We start from the raw sequence: 20,187 nt of genomic DNA on the forward strand, positions 1-20,187 counted from the left end.
TATTTCACTTAAATATAGTATAAAATAATTGAATAGGTGAATTTATGGATATAATAACTACAATTATTTACCTCGTTTTGTTTATAGTCATGATGGTATTTGTATTTTCTATTGGAATGTTAAGACAATACATGCCTAAACGCGAGGTAATATTAGTAATCCTTGTAGCTTTTTTAATTGGTTCAATTGGAGGGGCATTTTTCCTTGATCCGATTTATGATGAATTACCAAATGTTGCAAGTGTTATTGAAAAGAATATGCCAAATAATGAAGAAACATTATATTTGGATTTATCATCTTCAATTAATATTGATGATTTGAAAAATAATTTATCTGCAACTGATGGATTTATATCATTTGATGAAAAATCGGTTAATATTCCAATGTGGACATTTAATGAGAGAGAACATAATTACTTTGATGAAATAGTTGGAAATATTGATTCGAATTATAAAGCTTATAATATAAGTACATCTGAGATTCAAATAACTCTTGCTGATAATTATACTTCTGCTCAAGCTTTAAAATCTTTTTCAGATTGGTATAAATTGGTTTATGGTGAAACTATTTCTTATGCGCAAGTTCATGCAGTATTGGTTGTTGATTCATCATCTCTTGATACGTTTGAGCATATTTTACTTCAAAAAGGTATTGTTGCTTCAAAAATAGAAGGGCCGATTCAGGACACAGTAAACAATACAAATTCATCAATGTTAACTAACATAGAATTTACATTGGTCTGTGGTGGTATTGGTGTTGTTGTAGCATTTATGGGTATATATGTTGATTCTGTTGTTCCAGCATATAGGAAATTTAGAAAATTCTTAAGGGAAAAACGCAGACGGTAATTTTATGAATGTTGCAGTTTTATTTTCAGGTGGAAAAGATAGTACGATGGCATTATATAATGCTTTAGATTCGAAAGAAGATGTTAAATATCTTCTTTCTATGAAATCCAGGAATGATGAATCATATATGTTTCATGTTCCTAATATCCATTTAACTGATTTGTTGTCACAAGCTTTCGATATTCCAATAATGTCTGTTGAAACTGATGGGATTAAAGAAGATGAACTTAAAGATTTAAAGCAGGCATTCGAAAATCTCAAAGATTTAGGTGTTGAAGCTATATATACTGGTGCACTCTATTCACAATATCAAAAATCAAGAATTGAACAGTTATGTGATGAAGTTGGACTTGTTGCTATTTCTCCTTATTGGCATGTCGATGAATTGGAGTATATGAGAAAAATAGTGTCTTTAGGCTTTAAAATTATAATAAGTGGAGTTGCAGCTTGGGGTTTAGATGAATCATGGCTTGGAAGAATAATCGATGATGAAACCATTGATGAATTAATGGAAATTCATGAAAAATATCATGTTGATTTAGCTTTTGAGGGTGGTGAAGCTGAAACATTAGCTATTGATGGTCCTATTTTTAAAAAAAGAATTAAAATCTTAAAATATAAAAAAGAATGGCATAATGACAGTGGTGTTTACATTATTGAAGATGCAGTTTTAGAGGAAAAAATGAATTTATAATTCAATTTCATCTAAAAATTTATTTATGCTGTTTGTATAGCTTTCCAAATCTGTTTCATTAATGATTATTTTATCAGAAAGTGAGATTACATCACCAATTCCAAAATCTAATTCCATTTGGTCTCTTGCTTTAAATTCAACATAATCAGTGGAATCGTCTTCTCTCATTCTATTTTTTAATCTTTCAAATCTTAAAGTCGGATTTGCAAAAATTGATAAAATAATAAAATTTTCAAAGTTTTTTTTAAACATGTTAACTTCATGAGGACTTCTAATACCTTCAACAATAATTTTACTTTCAAATCCTTCTTCTTGAAGTTTTTTAATTTTTTTAATAGTTAGTTCAGAAACAATGTACTGTCCAAATTCTGCTCTTAAATTTTGGGCAGTTTCTTTAGTGCTTTCTCCTCTTTTTTTAGATTCTTCACGTATGATATCTCCCATACTTACAATTTTTGCTCCTCTTTCAATTGCAATTTTAGAAACTAAACTTTTTCCAGATCCTGGTAGGCCTGATATTCCCATTACTTGCATTATCTTCACTCTTTTACTTTAATTTGTTCTAAAGATTCTTTTAGATTTTCTTCATTGTCAAATTCATTAACAAGTTCAACTAGTATTTTTTTATCCTGAGTTTTCAAATCATTAGCTATTTGTGTCATAAAAGGTATTGCACGAACAATATTGTCCATAATTGATACATCAGACATTTTGGATGTTCTAGAAAGTGGGTTCAAATCAATTGTTAGAATATTTTTACCACTTTTTTTCAATATTTCTGCTCTATCTCCATCTTCAAGAGGAATTAATATTGTATCTGCTGTGTAAATTCCATTTTTACTTGCACTAGCCCTATTATTTTCTATATCATTGATGTATTCAATATCATCATCAAGACCACCAAGTATGTTTCTGTAACCGTGATCTTCATATAATTTGGTAATTATTTTAACTCTTTCGTTGGTTTTGTAGAATAAATTAATTTCAATTTTAGCATTAATGGCATTGGCAAATTCAATTATTTCATCAATAGCTAATGCGGTTGCATTTCCATTAACTGAAATCACAGGGTTGTTTGATAAAAGCAGTGCTGCAACAGCAACATACATTGCTCTTTTTGCAGGATATGTTGTTTTCTCACCAATCAGATAATCAAAAGCTTCGCCTCTACCATGTGCAATTAAAGCTGAATCCGCTAAATAACCCTCTTTGGAAGCTTTAACCATTTTATCTCTTAAAAGTAATGATTCGTATCGAGGGTGTGATTTGGGTATCATATTTTAATCTCCTTATTTTAAATCAATAGTCATTTGAGCTAAATATCCTAAAAATGTTGTAATTAATAAAGTAATTGTAATCATTGAAAAAACATGCAATGTATAATTTCCAATGATGTATAAATTCTTTTGAAGGGATATGATAAATATATAATCTAAAATAATATCTATTATAACAAAGATTATTCCAACCAAAAAGCCTTCAACAATTTCATTAGTATCAATAGCTCTGATATATAGTATTCCAAAAAATCCAGTTACAATTATTGTAATAATAGGCACCACTATGTTGACATTACGAACATTTGTTGTAAAAATTGGGTTGAATGTGGCTGAAAGCACAAAAGTTAAAATCCATATTAGTACTCCAAATATTATTGCTAATTTGATTTTCATAGTAAAACCTTTTAAAATAACTATTTACTATTTTAGTTTAAAAATAATATAAATTTTTCTAAGTTGATATTAAGTAGTAATTTTTAGTTTAAATTATAATTAAAAAATAAGTTTTGGGAGGGTTAGGTAGTTAAAAAAGGGATTAACTACCTAACAACTTGCTTTAACAAGTTTTTAGAGAAATGAATTTTTTTTAAATTTGGCTGTTTAATCTATCTCTCCGGCTACTTTGTAGCCAATTATAATATTTGATGTTTGCATTATATAAATGTTAGTATAATTTATAAAAAATCAAATATACTTTATTAAAAAATATATAGTATGTTTTTAATAAATCTTAGTTGAATGAATGCTTATATTGAACATGAAAAATATTTGAAAAATACATTGCTTGGATTAAATAATTCATCAGATTCCAAACAAAAAGAAAAGAGTTTGTCTAGTCATTATTTTAAAGATTTAAAAGAAAAATTGTTAATACAATATGAGAATAAATCATTAAAAGATGTAATGGACTGCAATATATGTAACACATCTTTTGGGGATGCATTGAAAATAACTACAAAAGAAAAAATTGATTTTAATATTTATGATAATAATTTTAAAAATCAAATTAATCACAATCTCAAATTACTTCCGAAAATTGGCCTTAAAACTGAAGAAAATCTTAAAAATAAGGGATACATGACAATTGAATCTCTTAAAAATCATGACAAATATTGCGATACCGCATCAAAATTTCTAAATAAAATTGATGACATGTCTTTTCATGAAATAATGGATTTATTGGATAACAATAGGTATTCTAAAAAGTGTAGGGATAATTTACTTAAATGTATAAGTTTAACTGATGTTGAAAACTTCAAATTCATGGATATTGAAACTAAAGGACTTTCAAATGTTCCAATAATTTTAATAGGTGTTGCTGAAATCAAAAAATGTAAAATCATATCTTCACAATATTTCTTAAGGGATTACACTGAAGAACAGAATATTATTGAAGCATATTTGAATCATTTGGATGAAGATTCTATTCATGTAACATTCAATGGAAAAAGTTTCGATGTTCCATTTATACGGAATAGATGTATTTACAATAGAATTAACCATAATCTGGAGTTGCCTCATTTGGATTTAATGTATTTTGCAAAGAATTTATGGAAAGGTTCACTTCCAAATTTCAAACTTCAAACTATTGAAGAGGAAATTTTTGGAATAACTCGTTATAGGGATGTTCCCGGCCAATATATTCCAGGATATTATGACACTTATTTATCCAAGAAAAATATAGGGCCAGTTGTACCAATAATCCAACACAACTGTCAAGATATTATTTCGCTTGCAAGTTTTCTTGAGAAAATGTATGAGGATGTAAATTAGTATGGGTTTATTTGATAGATTTAAAAAAAGCGATAAAAAAGAAAAGAAATTAATTCCAGATAATCCGGAGATTGAAGATGAAGAGCTACGTTTAAAAGAAATAGCTATTAATCATAAAGATAGGCTTGAAAGGGCGCAAGCAGCAGATAAAATTTCAAATGAATTTCTTGCACTGGACATGGCTAAGACCGTGAAAGATAGGGCTATTAGATTAATTGCTGCAAATAAATTAAAAGATGAAGATTTATTAATGGATGCTGCTTTAAACTCACAGTTTTTCGATGTAAGAAGCTTTGCATGGGAAAGACTTGGGGAGAACAATAAATCCATAGCTGAAATTGTAATAAATACTAAGAAAAATTCTCATGTAGATGAAATATTTAATAAAATTGTTGATGAAGAAACTCTTAAATGGATTGCAATTGAAGCAGTTGATAAAAGATATAGAACACGTGCTCTAAATAAAATTGATGATGCCGGGATATTATATGATTTAGTTTTTAAATCAAATGACAGTTCTATTAAAAAAGCAGCTATTTTAAAAGATTCTTTTGTAAGTGAGGATATTCTTAAAAAAGTCGCCATTGAAGATAAGGATGAAGGAGTAAAAAAAATCGCTATTGGTAAAATTAAAAATGAGGATTCACTTGTATTAATAGCTCAAAATGAAGATAATGCGAAGGTTAGATCATTCATTTTTGATAAAATTAACAATCCGGAAAATTTAAAGCATATTATTTTAGATTCTAAAAAGGCAGATGTCAAAACAGAATTAATTAACAAGATAACTGACTCTGACCTTTTAGCCAAAATCGCACTTGAAGATAATGATAATATTGTTAGAAGTGAAGCTGTTAAAAAAATAACTGACGAAGAGATATTAATTAAAATAATCAGCACGGAAAAAGATAGATTTGTTCGCCAGATTGCTGTAAAAAATATAAACAATCCTAAAGAATTAATTAAAATAGCTTTAAATGATGATGATCAGTTTGTAAGAAATCATGCAATTTCAAATTCTGCTCTGGCCGATGAAAAAGATTTTAAATATTTGGCCATTAATTCAATACATGAAGATGTGGCATCGGAAGCATTAAATCATATTAATGATGAAAATGATTTCATTGATATATTAAAAAATGCTAAACTCACATCAATTAGAAAAAATACACTAGATAACATCAGTGATTTAGAAACATTAATTAGAATTATTCTTTCAAACGAGGATGAAGAATTTTCTCTTAAAGCTTTAGATAAAATCAAAGTGGAAAAATGCCTGATTAAAATATATGAACAGAATATTTCAGAAAATATCTCAATCAGAGCTATTTCATTAATAAGAAATCAAAAATATTTGGGTGAAGTAGCTAGAAACGATTCTTCTTGGAAAGTTCGTGAAGCGGCTACTAAAAAAGTGGTAAGTAGAAAAGTTTTAAAAGAAATCTCAAATAATGATGAAAATGAGTATGTGAGAAATATTGCTAAAAAGAAATTGAAATTATAAATAAAGTTCAACTTCTTTTCTTTCACTATTTTCACTTTCAAAAACAGGTTTTTTAGTTTCAAATGCTTCTCCGGTAAAACTTCTAGCATCTTCTTGACATATATGGATGCATGCAGTGCATCTTGAACATATGTCAAGGTCAACATCGGCAGGATCCTCATCAGGTATTGCATTTTCAGGACAGAAAGTAACACAATCATAACAGAATATGCATTTATTCTGATCACAGCTTACGATAAAAGGCAATTGTTTGTAATCGGCATATGGTCTGTTTCCAGGAACTTCTGAGTTGAGGGATTCACCAGATTCCAATTTTTCTACACATTTTTGTCCAAATTCATTGATTTTTTCCATATCTGCAGTATCTGGTCTTCCAACGGCAACACCATTAAAAATGGAGTGGTGGCTAACGGTGGAAATTGCTGCGATAACATCAAAGTTATTTTCTTTAAGAATATCTACTAATTCAATTAATGCATCGCCTACTTTAGCATTTCCATAGTTTGCAACAGCAATTGCTTTTGTGTTATTTCCTGTTAATTTCAATAGTCTATTGCGAGCGGTTTTTGGGATTCTTCCAGAAAAAACAGGCATTCCAACAATAACAATATCACTGTCTGTAAATTCTTTAGTGTCATTAAAATGTAATAAATCACAAATCTCTTTTTCGTATTTGAAGTTAGTAGCTATTTTATCTACTATTTTTTTAGTAGTCCCAGATGGGCTAAAAAATATTCTAGTTATTTTTTTCATATTCACACCTATTAATAATATGATTGTCAATATTTAAAAGTTTATCAAATAAAATAGAAATTAATTAATATTATTAAACTATAAATTTATTTGGTGATATGATGGAATTAATGAGAGAGCTATCTTTAACACCAGGCGTTTCTGGTTCCGAAGAAAAAATAGCTGAAATTATTACACGTGAATTAAAAGATGTAGCTGATAAAATTGAAACTGACAGTATGGGAAACATTATTGCAACCAAAAAAGGTGAAAAAAAGGCTCCTACTGTAATGCTAGCATCTCACATGGATGAGATTGGTTTAATGGTAAGGTACATTGATGATGATGGTTTTATTAAATTCTCAAACATTGGTGGAATTAATGATCAGATGTTAATGAACCAGACTGTAACTGTTCATTCTTCCGTTGGAGAACCGATTGTAGGAGTCATTGGTTCAAAACCACCTCACGTAACAACTGCTGAAGAAAAAAACAAAGTTGTTAAATCTACCGACATGTTTATTGATATTGGTGCAAAAGACAAAGAAGAAGCAGAGAAAATGGTTAGAATTGGAGACAAAATGACATTCAATTCTTTATTTGCTGAATATCCAAATAATTTAATCATGGGTAAAGCATTAGACAATCGTGTAGGTTGCTATGTAATGATGGAAGTTTTAAAAAGAGTAGATACTAGAGCTACTGTTTATGGTGTAGGTACCGTTCAGGAAGAAGTAGGTCTTAAGGGAGCTAAAACTTCCGCATTTAGATTAAACCCTGATCTTGCTATTGCACTTGATGTAACATTATCTGGTGATCATCCTGGAATTAAACCGGAGGAGGCGCCTGTAGTGATGGGTAAAGGTCCGGCTATTATATTGGCGGATGCAAGTGGAAGGGGTATTTTGACTCAACAGTCTGTAAAAGATTTGCTCATTAATGCTGGAGATGAAAATGAAATTCCATATCAGTTAGAAGTAAGTGATGGCGGCACTACTGATGGAACTGCAATACACTTAACTCGTGAAGGAATTCCAACAGGTGTTTTATCTGTTCCTACTCGTTATATACACACTCCGGTAAGTGTATGTAGTATGGATGATGTTGAAGCAACTATTCAATTAATTACAGAAGCCATAAATAATTTATAAGACTTCTATAAACTTAGTTTATTATATTTGATTATAATAAACTCTTATTTTTTTATTATAACTGTAAATAATAGTTATTTAAATCTGTCATCTGATTTTTGCGATTTTGCTTTTTGGTGTTTTGATTCAAACCATCCTATTTTTAGTTCATCAATTGTATCTTCGTATAATTGTGGAACATATGGTTTAATATCTAAAAGTGGAGTTCCATTAAGAATATCTACATTTTCAACATGTACTTTGTTTCCTTCAACTTTATTTACTTTAACAACACTCATTCCAATACGATTTGGCCTTTTTGGAGATCTTGTTGCAAAAACACCATGAGTTTTTGTATCCATAAACGGTTTTACTTCAAGTTTGTATCCTTCAACTTTGTGAAGTAAATAAATTAAATGAATGTGTGAAAAATCTTTTAAATCTTTTAGTCCATCAACAAATTTATCTTTAATTTCAATGGTTCCTTTAATTCCTTTTGCTCCTGTAGGCTGAATTGGCATACCTTCAATTTCTTTAAATTCAGTATGTATTGTACCAATTGATTCTAATTCGATATTCATAGTTATTATATTCAACTTCATATATTAAAATACTTTCTTTTTTTAATTTACGATATGAATTATTTTCCGTAATCGTATAAAAACATTGATTTTATAAAAAAACAAAACATTTATATTTAATTTTGTATAATATAATATTCAATGTATGAATGATATGAATTATTATTCATATTTAATATAAGGAGATTAATTAATATGCAACTTAGTGCAAGAAATCAATTAAATGGAAAAGTAACTGGCGTGGAGAAAGGTGCTGTAATGGCTAACATCAAAATAGAAGTAAGTGAACCTAGCACTATTACTGCGATTATTACCAAAGAATCTGCAGAAAAATTAGGTTTAGCTGAAGGTGATGATGTAACTGCCATCATCAAATCTACTGAAGTTATAATTGGAAAATAAGTTTAGGATTGTTGGGATTAGTATCCCATAAATCCCAATAATATTAAAATTATAAAAATAATTACTCCTGCTTTTAATAATGTTTTTAAGTTTTTAATTATTGCATAAACTATTAAAAACAAGAGTATTAATCTTAAAATGAAAAATAAGGAAATCAAGTTTATCCTCCAGCTAGAATGACTTTTGTTCCTTCATCAGAAATTTCTTCTTTTTTAAAATCAACATCGAATTTCACGGTTTCTATTACTTCTTTTAAAGCTTTATAACTTTCATCTCTATGATAACCTAAAACAGCAACTAAGAATAATAAATCGCCAGTGTAAAATTCACCAATGTAGTGTACTACTGAGATTTCAGCAACATTGTATTTGATTTTGGCATTTTCAACGATTTTTTCAATTTCGGACTTTGTTTTTTCTTTATCAGGGGTAGTTAAAATTAACTTTTGTAAGTTCATATTTTCTTCTTTTCCTCTTACAAAACCTTCAAAACTAAAAATAGCTCCGCAGTAATCAACTTTTGAATTTTTTTTCAATTCATCGATTAGATCAGCTGTAGTAATTTTATCTTCTTTTGATTCAATGACTCTTACGACCATTATTTTCATCTCCTTTTATATTGTATATTTTTTACATATTAATAACTATTGTTATATTTCACTAATTTCTCTTATAGATAAATTTTTTATTCTTTCATCACCATTAATTTCGTTGATAAGATTAATAGTAGCATTAGGTACTAATTCCTCCCAATTACCGCCTTCAATCATTCTAGTTCTCACTTCTGTTCCAGATAAACGTAGTCTATCATAGAGGGGAGGTTGTCTGACTTCAAAGCCTTCTTCAGAAAATAATTGTTTAACTAATTGATTTCCAGAATAAATAATTGAAAATGGTGGAGTTAACATTTTAACATGTGAAACCCAAAGAGCATTAAAATTAATGTCTTGCATAGGTATTATGTAGTATCTTGACGGATCAACACCTCTTTCAGCTAATGCCTGATTAAGCATAACAACACGTTCACCAGCGGTGAATGGATTTTTTAAGCTATGGCTTAATTGAGCACTGCCTATGCCTATTATGATTTCATCCACTTCTTCTAAAATTTTATCAATAATCTGCATATGTCCATTATGAACAGGTTGCATTCTTCCAATAAAAATTCCACGAACTTTATTCATGATAATCACTTACGGTTCTAAACTATCTAAACTTTTAATTAAATTGTCTGCAGTTTTTTGTTTTTCCATTAATGCATCAGTAATTGAAGTTTCCATAAGTAATGTAGTAACTCCTTTACTTGCAATCGGTTTTGTAACTTTTTCAGGGCTTGTTCCTTCACTAAATTGATAATCCACTAAATTAACATCATTAGCAATATGTGAAATATAGGAGTCAACTGTGTTGGTTCTGTTGGATAAACTAAATATAAAATTTGAATATTCATAATCTGGGTTTATTTCATGAACATCCAATACAATAAATGGCTTATCCTTAACAATATTTGGAACAATGAATTTGTTAGCTAATTCTTCACCAGCAGGCCTTGTATCTTCACGGGAAGTTAAATTATCTTTTGTTTTAATATAATATATTACATATTTTTTAGTAAGATTATTAGTTCCATTTTCGGAAGTAATATTATAAATTGTATTATTCACCGCTTCGTGAATTTCATGTTCTCTTGGATGGACTCCTAAAATAAGTCCAACGGTTTCATTAGAGGACATATTACCGGCTTCAATTTTATAAACAGTACCATTAGCATTGTGCCCTACATTTGTAATATTATAAACATTATCTGGAGTGTTCATCATGGAACTAACGATAATTGATAAATTAAATATTACAATAGCTATTAGAACAATAAGTAATATTTGGTATTGCATTTTTTTATTCATAAGATAACCTTATTCAGTTTTAATATATTAGATATCTAACTAAACTTATATTAAAGACTTTTTACTTATATTTAATTAATTAAATTAAGGAGTTTGCTCATGGAAAATAAAAATATGATTATTATTTTTGCGGCAGTTGCTGTGGTAATTATTGCAATCGCCGGCATTTTATTTGCTACTGGATTCATTGGCGGTAATGATGTCGAAACTACTCCATTTAAAATGAGTTTTATGGAAGGTAGTTTTATAGGTAATGTAAGTCTTGAAAATGATAAAGAGAAATTCATGCATTCTTATGAGGATAAAGAAAATAAAATAACTTATAATATTTCCACTGTGGACAACTCTTCAGTATTAATGGAAATATATCAAATTCAAGGTTTGGGTAATCCTGAAGTAAGATCATTCAATGGCAATGAATGGAATATTTACTTTACACAGGCAGTTCCAAATAATAATTCAAGCACTAATTCTTCTAATGGGGATGATGCAATGAATATTATTATTGGAGAATCACAAGGTAAAAAACAAGGTTATTTGATTTATATGATTATTGATGGCAAATCTAAAATCAATGCCACCGGTAAAATGTATGGCGAAGCATATACTAATTATTTTGAACCTTTACTTGAAAGTTTAACTTTGAAAGAAAGTAAGAATGTTCCACATATTTATGATGAATTTGGACTTACAAAAGAACAGTTTGATTATCAGATTGATTTGATACGTCAGTATAAATCTGGAAATACTTCTGCACTTCAGGGAGCTCAATAGCTATGAGAATTACAGTTTTTCACGCAAATGAATGTGATAGAAAGAAATGCACTTCCATAAAAATGGAAAAAATGGGTAAATGTAGATTGGTTTATGATATAAATAAAATTCCTGGTGGTGCAGTAGTTCTAAATCCATATGCGGAGAAAGCTGTATCTTATGAAGATTATAAATATGTACAGAGAAGGGGTGTTGTTGGTTTGGATTGTTCTTGGAATGAAGTATCCCAATCTAAAAAATTCTTTTCCTTGTCAAAATATCACAGGTCACTTCCTTTTTTAATAGCAACAAACCCTGTAAATTATGGAAAGCCATGTATCTTATCTACAGTTGAAGCTATTGCTGCAACACTTTATATTACACGTTTCAAAGATGAGGCATATGATATGATGGATGGTTTTAAATGGGGTCATACATTTTTAGAGCTAAATCAGGATTTGCTTGAGGCGTATAGTGAAGTAGACACTAGTGCTGAAGTTGTTCGTCTTCAAAATGAATTTTTAGAAAATTCTAAAAAGGAAGTAAATGATTGAGTTGATTGGCATATTTTGATTTTAAAGAGATTTTTTAGCTAATCTCTTTTATTAATCAACTTGCTGAATAATATTTTTTTATAAATGCATATTTTCCTTATTTTAGGTTAAAATAACTAAACATTTAAATACTATTAAATTTAAACAATTAATTAATAGTTATGAATACCATAACAGTTTATTATTATTAATTTTCACGATTATAAGGAGGAGTTTTTAATGGCAAGATTCGAAGAAGCAGAAAACAGAATGTTCAATGTAAAAATCTGTTTAAAATGTAACGCTCGTAACCCTGCTGGTGCTACAACTTGTAGAAAATGTGGTTACAAAGGTTTAAGATACAAAGCTAAAGAACCAAGAGGATAGGCTCATTCTCTTATCTTTTTATTTATTTTTTTAAAACTTATTCTTGACTAATTTTTATTTATTAACAATTAATTTAATATATTATTTTTAATAAAACTTATTTTAGGTATTCTTATGAAAGATGTTGAAAATTATATTCGAGATATATTGAAAAGTAGGAAGATACACTTTACTTTAATTGACCCTGATGAACAGACACCAGAAGAAGCTTTGGAAATAGCCACTCAAGCTATTGAAGGTGGAACTGATGGTATTATGATTGGAGGATCTACTGTTAATGGTGATGATGTAAACAATACTTGCAAAATATTATCTGAAAATATTGCCGTTCCGATTATTATTTTTCCGGGCAATACTAGTAGTGTAAGTGAATATGCTGATGCTATTTTTTACATGAGTTATGTAAACTCAAGAGATCCATATTGGATTAATGGTGCTCAAGCATTAGCTGCCCCGGCAGTTAAAGCATCTGGAATGGAAATATTATCAATGCATTACATGGTTGTTTCTCCTGGAGGAACTGTTGGCTGGGTTGGAGATGCAAATTTAGTACCTAGAAACAAACCTAAAATTCCTGCAGCTTATGCAATGTCTGCAGAATTATTTGGGATTAAGTTTTTTTATCTTGAAGCAGGTTCTGGTGCAGAAGAACCAGTTCCACCAAAAATGGTTGGTTATGCTAAAATGGCAGGTCCAAAAAATATTCTTGTCGTTGGCGGAGGAATCCGTGATGGCAAAGCAGCTTATATGGCTGCAAAAGCCGGTGGGGATGTTATTGTAACAGGTACTGTTGTTGAAGAAGTAGATGATGTGAAAACTAAAATTCAAGAAATAACCGGAGCTATTTTAAAAGCTTCAATGGAGTAGTTTTCAGCTGCTCTTACCATACTTTTTTTATTTATTATTAACATAGTCATTAAACAGTGATATTATGTTAAATTCATTATACGAAAAAGCCATAGCTAAAAGAGGATTTATTCATGATATTGATTCACAAACTGATGTTGAATCTCAATTGGAGTATAAATGGTTTAATAGAGATATTCTAGAAATTGATAATGGTTTTTCTATTGCTGCAGGAGATGGAAGTTTCAACAAAAAGAAATTTCTAACAACTAATTTTTGTGCAGTAGGCGCTGAATCTATAATTTATGATGGTAAAATTAAGAAGATAGATGATTCAGATATTTTTGATATTCCGCATGTCTCTTTTTTAGATGAATTGCTCAGTAATTATATGGCTATTTATGAACTTAAATGTGCACTTAGAACCATTAAAGAATATAATGTTGATTATTATATGATTGATGGATCTATTTTAGGAGATTTACAAAACCCATTTCCAAGAGGTGCTAAATTACCCTCCAAACTTAAAAATAATTTAGATGATATTCTACTTAAAGAATTTGAGAGAAGATTAAACATAAAAAAATATGGATTAATATTTCCAGAAATTAGGGATTCACTAAATCTTGTTGAATTTCCAAAAAATGAAAATTCAAATAAAATTGAAGAATATAATCTTCACCTTGCTTCTATTGAAAAAATAATTCTATTAAAAGAAATTTTACAATTTAGAAAAAAAATCATTTCAATTTCAAAAACTTCATCTGATAATGATTTATTTCATTGGAATATTCCAGATATTGCATTCTTAGATAAATTTACAGAAAAGCAGGGAATTTCATTAATTAAACATAAAACAGTATATAAAAAAACAGCATTTCCATACTTTAATGATTTTTTTAAGAGTATAACATTTACAATCTTTTATATTCGTTTACAAGATAATAAAAATGTATTGAAAGTTGAATTGCCTTATAAGGCATCAAAAGAGGACGTATTTGAATTAATTAAAAAGATTAATGCATTAACAGTTCAAGGTTATCCATATTTACTTAATAAAGCACATAATGATGTTGTAATTACAGATAAGAATATTAAGGAATTATTAAAAATAGCTAAAATTTATGAAACAACTAATAGGGAAGTGATGTCATGGTAGTTGGAATTTGTATTGGTGAAACTTCACTTACAGAGGTAACCTTCATTTCAGATAAAATGCCAAAAGTTGGCGAATATGTTACAATTGAATATGATGGAAAGAAAGTTTTAGGAATGATTGAAAATTTAATAAGGGGAAATGATTCTTTAAATGTTGATATTAATGATTTCAATGCAATACAAAAGATTTCAAGAATTGGTGCTGAAGATAATTATATTAAGGGTAGGGTAAAAATTCTCGGTGATGTTAATGATAATTTAAAATTACCAAGAACACCTGTACTTCCAGGAACAGAAATTCATCTAGCTGATGGAGAAATTTTAGATAAAATATTCAATGTAAAGAATCCCATTAAGTTGGGCTGTCTTGTAAATCAAAGTGATGTTGATGTAAATGTTGAAGCAAATCCAATTTTATCAAGACATTTAGCTATTCTTGCAATGACCGGTGCAGGCAAATCAAATACTGTAGCTGTTTTAATAGATCAATTATTAGGTTATAATGTTCCTATTTTCGTTTTTGATATGCATGGCGAATATAAAGATGCGGAATTTCCCAATGGCAATGTTAATGTAATAATGCCTAAAATCAATCCTCATTATATGAATTTCTATGAAATCAAAAAATTGGTAAATATTGGTGCAAATAGTTTTATTCAGGAAAGACACTTTAGAAGAGCATTCAAACAAGCTGAAAAGAATATTTCAGATGGTATAGCACAGACTAATAATTTCCTACAAATAATGTATGATATTTTAGATAAAGATTCACATGTTGAAGGATCAGATAAACAAATTGTTGATGTAATGAATAAAATTGATGATGCAATGGAGAGATACTCCAATTTATTCGATAAAAACATTGGAAATATTTTATCTAATGTCAAAAGAGGGTATGTTAATGTTTTGGATTTAAGTCAAGTTGATGAGTCAGTTGCAAGTGTTTTAGTAAGTCACATATTAAGAAACGCACTTAAAAGAAGTAAAGATGCGGCACATACTGGTGATAAAAAAGATTTAATTGATAATTCAGTATTCTTTATTTTAGAAGAAGCACATATTTTAGCTCCGAATAAGAGAGAATCCGATTCTAAAAGATGGATTCAAAGAGTTGCAAGAGAAGGTCGTAAATTCGGTTTAGGTTTATGTTTGGTAAGTCAATCCCCAAAAACAGTTGATCATGATGCATTATCTCAGATGAACAACATGATTATTTTAAGGCTTGTTGAACCTGAAGATCAAAGGCATGTTCAATCAGCTAGTGAAAGCTTATCACAAGATTTGATTAATCAGCTTCCATCATTAAACGTTGGGGAAGCTATTGTTTTAGGTTTGATGAGTAAAATACCAACACTTGTTAAAATTGACATGTTTAAAGGTCGTCGTCATGGTGATGATATGGATTTAATCTCTTATTTCAAAGAGTTAGGTGAGGATTCAGATTATAATGATGAAACAGTAGATATGGGGTATGATTACTAATTCCATATTTTTTTATTATTCATCTTATTTTCGATATATTATTCTTAATGCAATTTTTATTTATTTTCAAATGCTCTTTAAAAAATATTAAATATGGAAAAGCATAAACTATTATTCACTTAAATGCTTTAGAAAGTGTTTAAATTGGTTATATACAAAAATTTTAAAAGGTAATATAATGAAATTTGCACATTTAGCAGATACTCATTTAGGTTATCGTCAATTTGGTTTAATTGAACGTGAAAAAGACTTTTATGAAGTATTTGAAAAGGTTATAGATAAAATAATTGAAGAAAAAGTGGATTTTGTAATTCATAGTGGGGATTTATTTGAAACTGCAAGACCGTCTCCCAATGCACTTTTAGTTTTCCAAAAAGGTTTATTAAAATTAAAAGGTGCAGGAATTCCTATGTATGCAATTGCAGGAAATCATGATTCTGTAATGCGTCAAGGAGCTATCCCTCCGCAAGTAATATTTAAAAAACTGGGTTTAAAAGTAATTAGTCCAATTAACACTGATTATATGCATGGAGATATTTTTATTGCAGGTTTGCCTTACTATCCATCATCACAGAGTAAAACTCTAAAATCTAAATTAGCAGAATTATCTAAAAAGGCAGCCAATCATGAAAAATCTATTCTAGTATTGCATCAAGGCATTGACAAATATCTAGGATATCAATATGAATTAGAAATAGGAGATATTCCAGATAATTTTACTTATTATGCTTTTGGTCATATTCATAAGTATATTAATGAATCATTTGGTAATGGAAGATTAGTTTATCCCGGATCTGTTGAAATTTGGAAAACTGATGAAGTTGAAGATTATAAAAAGAACGGGAAAGGTTTCGTTGTTGTTGATCTTGAGGGTCCAAAACCAATTGTTAAAAGGGTCAAAATCGATGTTCCTCGTGAATTTATTAAAAGATCACTTGATTATGAAAACTTAGAAAGTGGTATTGCAGGTATTAAAGAAACAATTAAGGACTTTGATAAACAGCCTATTTTGAATTTAACAATTAAAGATGTTGAATCTGATACAAGTGGTGTTTATGATATTATTAATGAAGATTTAGGTGATTTGTCTTTAATGATTAGACCAAAATTTAATATTAAAGGTGAAGAGCTTATTGATGAAGATAATATTAAAAAGAATGGTTTGGGCGCTAAAGAAATATTGGTGGAACAATTAAAGAAATATAATGATGATAATGTAACTCAGTTAGCTATTGACTTATATGAATATTTATCAAAAGATAAGATTGAAGAGTCAAAAGATTTAATTGAACAGTTCTATAATGACTTTTATAATTCAACTAAGGATGAAGTTGAATTACAAACAGAAGAAATTGAACCTGAAACCGCCCAGGTGAAGTCAGAAGATGTTCAAGCAACATTTAATGAGGTTTTAAAATGATTTTCACAAAATTACGATTAAGAAATTTCAAATCTCATGAGGATACAATTATTAGATTTGAAAAAGGCATTAGTGTTATTGTAGGTGAAAATGGTGCGGGAAAATCAACAATTCTGGAAGGCATTAGTTTTTCTTTATTCAAACAGCACACTGCTAAAAAAATTGATGACCTGGTTAGAAATAATGCACAATCAATGTTTGTTGAATTAAAATTCATTTCTAATGGAAAAAAATACAAGATTGTTCGTGAGAAAAAATCAAACTTAAAATCAGTATTATATAAGAAAACATCTTTAGATGGTGAATATGTTCACGTTTGCAGTGGGGATAAAGAAGTAGCAAATGAAATATATCAAATTTTAGATATAGATTCTGACTTATTCTTAAATGCAATTTATATTAGACAAGGTGAAATAGCTGAATTGGTTGATAAAACTCCCGCTGAGAAAAAACAGTTGATTGCTAAATTATTGGGTATTGATTCATTAGAAAAATCTTGGAAACACTTATTGCCCTTCATTAATGATTATGAAAATCAACTTTCTGAACTTAAAGGTAAACTTTACAATTCAAAGGAATTAGCAGACGATTTGACTAGGAAAAGAGAGGAGTTAAATTCATTAAAACAAAGAGGATATGAACTTGAGGAAAATATTGAAGAAGTCAGCGTATTACTTAAAGAGATTTCTGAAAGTAAAAGGGACATGGAAAGAGAAAAGGAAATCTATGAAACTCAGGTTAATAATCTTGAAAATGAAGAAAAAACATTATCTAAATTGGAACAGGATAAACATGTAATTCAAAATAATTTAGATAATATTAGAGAAGCTGAAGAACAAATTTCAAGATTGGAGAAATATGTTTCAAAATTAGATGTTTATCTTGATTTTGAAAAATCTGTTTTAAGTATACAAAATTTAAAACAGAAAGAACAAGAAATTGAGGATAAAATTAAATCTATTGCTCAACAAAAACAACTTGTTGCAGACAATAAAGAGAATTATAATAAATTTTTAGCTTCAGATGAGGAAATTAATAAATATAATAATCAAAAAGTTAATTTCGAAAAAGAATTAGCTACCATGGCTAAACTGGATAAAGATAAAAAAGATCTTTTAAAAGAAGTTCAAAATGAACGTAATGAAGTTAACCAATTTTTTGCAAGAGCTAAAGATAAGTTAGATGATTATGGATTGGACCAGGATAGATTGGCTAAAATAAATGATATTAATAGTATTGAAGATGCCACAAACAATTTCTTTGATGAGATATCTGGAAAAATTAAAAGTTTATCTGATGATATTATTGCTAAGAATGAAGAAATCGTTGTATTTAAGCAAAACATTAAATCAAGCCAAAAACCTTTAAAAGATTTGAAAGATGTGGACAGTAAATGTCCTGTTTGTCAAGCGGATATTGATGATAATAAAAAATCTGAATTAATCAAACAGTACAATGCTGAAATCGAAGAAAACACTAAATTAATCTCAGAATATGAAGAAAGTGTTCGTTTACTCACTAAGAATAAAGCAAGTTTTGAAGATAAATCTGATAAATTATCAGAATTATCCAAACAAATTATTGAATATAAACATAAATTCTCTCATTTGGAAAATCAATTAGTTAAATTAAACAAGCTTGATGATGAACTTGTATCTAAGGACTTTATTAGTGGTAAATTAGGTGAATTAATTCTTATTATTGCAAATAAAAAAGAAAATCGTGAATCTTATAAAGAATTTTATGATGCATATAATCAGGCAAAAGGTGCATTAGAGGTTTTAGGTAGTGAAATAGACGCACAATATAAATTAAAACAAGTTAAAAATGAAATTGATAATCATGTAACTAATATTAAACTTGCAATTGAACAAGATCCTCATTTAAGTAGAGATATAACTGCTGCTGAACTTCAAGATCGTATTACTGATTTAAAACATAAAAATGAGGAATACAATCAACTTAAAGGCTTTATTCAAAATAAAAAATCGTATTTAACACAACTTGATTCAGTTAAAGAGGACATTGGAATGTCTATTAATCAGATAGATATTCTTAAAAATAAAATCAAAGCTTCTGTTTATGATACTGAAAAATACGAACAAATTATTTATCATTCTGATATATATGAAAGAAGATTTAATAAGTTTAACAACGAACTTTCAGGCATTAAAGGACAAGCACGCGAAACAATTACTCAAGTTAAAGATTTGACTGGTAAATTAGAATCTGTTAAAGTATTCCAAAAACAGTATGATGACATTTCAGATTATATTAATTTACTAAATCATTTTAGAAGCTTATATAGTAAAAATGGCATTCAAAAAGATTTAAGAAATATTTCAAGGCCATTGATTCAAAAGTATACTAAAGACTTCTTTAATGAATTTAACTTTAATTATTCTGATCTGACTCTTGATGATGAATATGATGTGACTGTTTATGGTCCTGAAGGGGAATCTTCAATGAGTATGGTTAGTGGTGGTGAAAAAATAGCTATAGCATTAGCTTTAAGACTTGGTATTACACAAGCAATGGCTAATGGGGAATTGGATACTATTTTACTTGATGAGCCTACAATTCATTTAGATTCATCAAGAAGACACGAGTTAATCAATTTATTAAAAGAAATGTCTGTACTGCCTCAAATGATAATTGTGACTCATGAACCTCAACTTGAGAATGCTGCAGATAATTTAATTAAAGTAGAAAAAGTGAACGGTGTTTCAAAAGTAATAATGTAAATTACATTATTCTTATT

The 20,187-nt window shown here is 28.7% G+C and carries 22 protein-coding genes; 14 read left to right on the top strand and 8 right to left on the bottom strand.

What is annotated here, in order from left to right; genetic code table 11:
- Positions 1-44: 44 nt before the first annotated feature.
- Both EDC42_RS06145 and EDC42_RS06150 read left to right on the top strand, forming a co-directional pair.
- Complete coding sequence (locus EDC42_RS06145; protein WP_069575042.1) at positions 45-848, top strand: hypothetical protein; 804 nt, start codon at positions 45-47, stop codon at positions 846-848.
- 4 nt (positions 849-852) lie between these two features.
- Positions 853-1,542 (top strand): diphthine--ammonia ligase, encoded by a 690-nt coding sequence (locus EDC42_RS06150; RefSeq protein ID WP_069575041.1) that lies wholly within the window; start codon positions 853-855, stop codon positions 1,540-1,542.
- Here the strand turns inward: EDC42_RS06150 and EDC42_RS06155 are convergent.
- Genes EDC42_RS06155 through EDC42_RS06165 form a run of 3 tightly spaced genes read right to left on the bottom strand, consistent with a single transcriptional unit; the run spans position 1,537 to position 3,215 of the window.
- Positions 1,537-2,076, bottom strand: a complete 540-nt coding sequence (locus tag EDC42_RS06155) for a nucleoside monophosphate kinase (RefSeq protein WP_069575040.1) — start codon at positions 2,074-2,076, stop codon at positions 1,537-1,539. The two genes, EDC42_RS06150 and EDC42_RS06155, sit on opposite strands and share 6 nt — an antisense overlap.
- Positions 2,077-2,081: 5 nt before the next feature.
- A complete protein-coding gene (locus tag EDC42_RS06160) occupies positions 2,082-2,819 on the bottom strand; it encodes a phosphopantothenate/pantothenate synthetase (RefSeq protein ID WP_069575039.1) in 738 nt (245 codons plus the stop codon).
- Positions 2,820-2,831: 12 nt separating this feature from the next.
- A complete protein-coding gene (locus tag EDC42_RS06165; protein WP_069575038.1) occupies positions 2,832-3,215 on the bottom strand; it encodes a hypothetical protein in 384 nt (127 codons plus the stop codon).
- A 345-nt stretch (positions 3,216-3,560) separates the two neighbouring features.
- Between EDC42_RS06165 and EDC42_RS06170 the strand changes: the two genes are divergently transcribed.
- Together EDC42_RS06170 and EDC42_RS06175 are read left to right on the top strand one after the other, a co-directional pair.
- Complete coding sequence (locus EDC42_RS06170) at positions 3,561-4,595, top strand: ribonuclease H-like domain-containing protein (protein ID WP_069575037.1); 1,035 nt, start codon at positions 3,561-3,563, stop codon at positions 4,593-4,595.
- Position 4,596: 1 nt separating this feature from the next.
- Positions 4,597-6,099, top strand: a complete 1,503-nt coding sequence (locus tag EDC42_RS06175) for a flagellar protein (RefSeq protein WP_069575036.1) — start codon at positions 4,597-4,599, stop codon at positions 6,097-6,099.
- Here the strand turns inward: EDC42_RS06175 and EDC42_RS06180 are convergent.
- Entirely contained in the window at positions 6,094-6,852 is a 759-nt protein-coding gene (locus EDC42_RS06180) for a 4Fe-4S binding protein (protein ID WP_069575035.1), read from the bottom strand. The two genes, EDC42_RS06175 and EDC42_RS06180, sit on opposite strands and share 6 nt — an antisense overlap.
- A gap of 98 nt (positions 6,853-6,950) precedes the next feature.
- Here EDC42_RS06180 and EDC42_RS06185 point away from each other — a divergent pair, with 98 nt between their 5' ends.
- Positions 6,951-7,982: a M42 family metallopeptidase gene (locus EDC42_RS06185; RefSeq protein WP_069575034.1), complete on the top strand. Its 1,032-nt coding sequence runs from the start codon at positions 6,951-6,953 to the stop codon at positions 7,980-7,982.
- 74 nt (positions 7,983-8,056) lie between these two features.
- Here EDC42_RS06185 and tsaA read toward each other — a convergent pair whose 3' ends face one another.
- A complete protein-coding gene (gene tsaA / locus EDC42_RS06190) occupies positions 8,057-8,542 on the bottom strand; it encodes a tRNA (N6-threonylcarbamoyladenosine(37)-N6)-methyltransferase TrmO (protein ID WP_091699830.1) in 486 nt (161 codons plus the stop codon).
- 195 nt (positions 8,543-8,737) lie between these two features.
- On the opposite strand from tsaA, the gene EDC42_RS06195 reads away from it, so the two are divergent.
- Positions 8,738-8,944 carry a TOBE domain-containing protein gene (locus EDC42_RS06195; protein WP_069575032.1) on the top strand — a complete coding sequence of 69 codons (207 nt, stop codon included), beginning with the start codon at positions 8,738-8,740 and terminating at the stop codon, positions 8,942-8,944.
- Between the two features lie 160 nt (positions 8,945-9,104).
- Here the strand turns inward: EDC42_RS06195 and EDC42_RS06200 are convergent, their stop codons facing one another.
- The 3 genes from EDC42_RS06200 to EDC42_RS06210 are packed head-to-tail and all read right to left on the bottom strand — an operon-like array spanning position 9,105 to position 10,847.
- A complete protein-coding gene (locus tag EDC42_RS06200) occupies positions 9,105-9,542 on the bottom strand; it encodes a molybdenum cofactor biosynthesis protein MoaE (protein WP_069575031.1) in 438 nt (145 codons plus the stop codon).
- Between the two features lie 51 nt (positions 9,543-9,593).
- Positions 9,594-10,127: a nicotinamide-nucleotide adenylyltransferase gene (locus EDC42_RS06205; RefSeq protein WP_069575030.1), complete on the bottom strand. Its 534-nt coding sequence runs from the start codon at positions 10,125-10,127 to the stop codon at positions 9,594-9,596.
- Positions 10,128-10,136: 9 nt separating this feature from the next.
- Positions 10,137-10,847, bottom strand: a complete 711-nt coding sequence (locus EDC42_RS06210) for a hypothetical protein (RefSeq protein WP_069575029.1) — start codon at positions 10,845-10,847, stop codon at positions 10,137-10,139.
- A gap of 99 nt (positions 10,848-10,946) precedes the next feature.
- On the opposite strand from EDC42_RS06210, the gene EDC42_RS06215 reads away from it, so the two are divergent.
- The 8 genes from EDC42_RS06215 to EDC42_RS06250 all read left to right on the top strand — a co-directional run bounded on the left by EDC42_RS06215 (position 10,947) and on the right by EDC42_RS06250 (position 20,170).
- Entirely contained in the window at positions 10,947-11,621 is a 675-nt protein-coding gene (locus tag EDC42_RS06215; protein WP_069575028.1) for a hypothetical protein, read from the top strand.
- Positions 11,622-11,623: 2 nt separating this feature from the next.
- Positions 11,624-12,154, top strand: a complete 531-nt coding sequence (locus EDC42_RS06220) for a DUF367 family protein (RefSeq protein WP_069575027.1) — start codon at positions 11,624-11,626, stop codon at positions 12,152-12,154.
- A gap of 219 nt (positions 12,155-12,373) precedes the next feature.
- Positions 12,374-12,520, top strand: coding sequence for a 50S ribosomal protein L40e (locus tag EDC42_RS06225; protein ID WP_067042653.1), 147 nt, complete (start codon positions 12,374-12,376; stop codon positions 12,518-12,520).
- Between the two features lie 114 nt (positions 12,521-12,634).
- Positions 12,635-13,387 (top strand): geranylgeranylglyceryl/heptaprenylglyceryl phosphate synthase, encoded by a 753-nt coding sequence (locus tag EDC42_RS06230; RefSeq protein ID WP_069575026.1) that lies wholly within the window; start codon positions 12,635-12,637, stop codon positions 13,385-13,387.
- Positions 13,388-13,451: 64 nt separating this feature from the next.
- On the top strand, positions 13,452-14,525 hold the full coding sequence (locus tag EDC42_RS06235; protein ID WP_123833414.1) for a DNA double-strand break repair nuclease NurA: 1,074 nt from the start codon (positions 13,452-13,454) through the stop codon (positions 14,523-14,525).
- Entirely contained in the window at positions 14,519-16,006 is a 1,488-nt protein-coding gene (locus EDC42_RS06240; protein WP_091699826.1) for a helicase HerA-like domain-containing protein, read from the top strand. The genes EDC42_RS06235 and EDC42_RS06240 overlap by 7 nt, the downstream gene beginning before the upstream one ends.
- A 178-nt stretch (positions 16,007-16,184) precedes the next feature.
- A complete protein-coding gene (locus tag EDC42_RS06245; protein ID WP_091699825.1) occupies positions 16,185-17,426 on the top strand; it encodes a metallophosphoesterase family protein in 1,242 nt (413 codons plus the stop codon).
- A complete protein-coding gene (locus EDC42_RS06250; protein ID WP_091699824.1) occupies positions 17,423-20,170 on the top strand; it encodes an AAA family ATPase in 2,748 nt (915 codons plus the stop codon). Before EDC42_RS06245 ends, EDC42_RS06250 begins: the two co-directional genes overlap by 4 nt.
- Positions 20,171-20,187 lie beyond the last annotated feature (17 nt).

The sequence above is a fragment of the Methanobrevibacter gottschalkii DSM 11977 genome (assembly GCF_003814835.1).
Taxonomy (GTDB): Archaea; Methanobacteriota; Methanobacteria; order Methanobacteriales; family Methanobacteriaceae; genus Methanocatella; species Methanocatella gottschalkii.

Bases quoted from the DNA above. Each gene is read 5' to 3' on its own strand.
- EDC42_RS06145 (WP_069575042.1), top strand. From the start codon at position 45: ATGGATATAATAACTACAATTATTTACCTCGTTTTGTTTATAGTCATG.
- EDC42_RS06150 (WP_069575041.1), top strand. From the start codon at position 853: ATGAATGTTGCAGTTTTATTTTCAGGTGGAAAAGATAGTACGATGGCA.
- EDC42_RS06155 (WP_069575040.1), bottom strand. From the start codon at position 2,076: ATGCAAGTAATGGGAATATCAGGCCTACCAGGATCTGGAAAAAGTTTA.
- EDC42_RS06160 (WP_069575039.1), bottom strand. From the start codon at position 2,819: ATGATACCCAAATCACACCCTCGATACGAATCATTACTTTTAAGAGAT.
- EDC42_RS06165 (WP_069575038.1), bottom strand. From the start codon at position 3,215: ATGAAAATCAAATTAGCAATAATATTTGGAGTACTAATATGGATTTTA.
- EDC42_RS06170 (WP_069575037.1), top strand. From the start codon at position 3,561: ATGAATGCTTATATTGAACATGAAAAATATTTGAAAAATACATTGCTT.
- EDC42_RS06175 (WP_069575036.1), top strand. From the start codon at position 4,597: ATGGGTTTATTTGATAGATTTAAAAAAAGCGATAAAAAAGAAAAGAAA.
- EDC42_RS06180 (WP_069575035.1), bottom strand. From the start codon at position 6,852: ATGAAAAAAATAACTAGAATATTTTTTAGCCCATCTGGGACTACTAAA.
- EDC42_RS06185 (WP_069575034.1), top strand. From the start codon at position 6,951: ATGATGGAATTAATGAGAGAGCTATCTTTAACACCAGGCGTTTCTGGT.
- tsaA (WP_091699830.1), bottom strand. From the start codon at position 8,542: ATGAATATCGAATTAGAATCAATTGGTACAATACATACTGAATTTAAA.
- EDC42_RS06195 (WP_069575032.1), top strand. From the start codon at position 8,738: ATGCAACTTAGTGCAAGAAATCAATTAAATGGAAAAGTAACTGGCGTG.
- EDC42_RS06200 (WP_069575031.1), bottom strand. From the start codon at position 9,542: ATGGTCGTAAGAGTCATTGAATCAAAAGAAGATAAAATTACTACAGCT.
- EDC42_RS06205 (WP_069575030.1), bottom strand. From the start codon at position 10,127: ATGAATAAAGTTCGTGGAATTTTTATTGGAAGAATGCAACCTGTTCAT.
- EDC42_RS06210 (WP_069575029.1), bottom strand. From the start codon at position 10,847: ATGAATAAAAAAATGCAATACCAAATATTACTTATTGTTCTAATAGCT.
- EDC42_RS06215 (WP_069575028.1), top strand. From the start codon at position 10,947: ATGGAAAATAAAAATATGATTATTATTTTTGCGGCAGTTGCTGTGGTA.
- EDC42_RS06220 (WP_069575027.1), top strand. From the start codon at position 11,624: ATGAGAATTACAGTTTTTCACGCAAATGAATGTGATAGAAAGAAATGC.
- EDC42_RS06225 (WP_067042653.1), top strand. From the start codon at position 12,374: ATGGCAAGATTCGAAGAAGCAGAAAACAGAATGTTCAATGTAAAAATC.
- EDC42_RS06230 (WP_069575026.1), top strand. From the start codon at position 12,635: ATGAAAGATGTTGAAAATTATATTCGAGATATATTGAAAAGTAGGAAG.
- EDC42_RS06235 (WP_123833414.1), top strand. From the start codon at position 13,452: ATGTTAAATTCATTATACGAAAAAGCCATAGCTAAAAGAGGATTTATT.
- EDC42_RS06240 (WP_091699826.1), top strand. From the start codon at position 14,519: ATGGTAGTTGGAATTTGTATTGGTGAAACTTCACTTACAGAGGTAACC.
- EDC42_RS06245 (WP_091699825.1), top strand. From the start codon at position 16,185: ATGAAATTTGCACATTTAGCAGATACTCATTTAGGTTATCGTCAATTT.
- EDC42_RS06250 (WP_091699824.1), top strand. From the start codon at position 17,423: ATGATTTTCACAAAATTACGATTAAGAAATTTCAAATCTCATGAGGAT.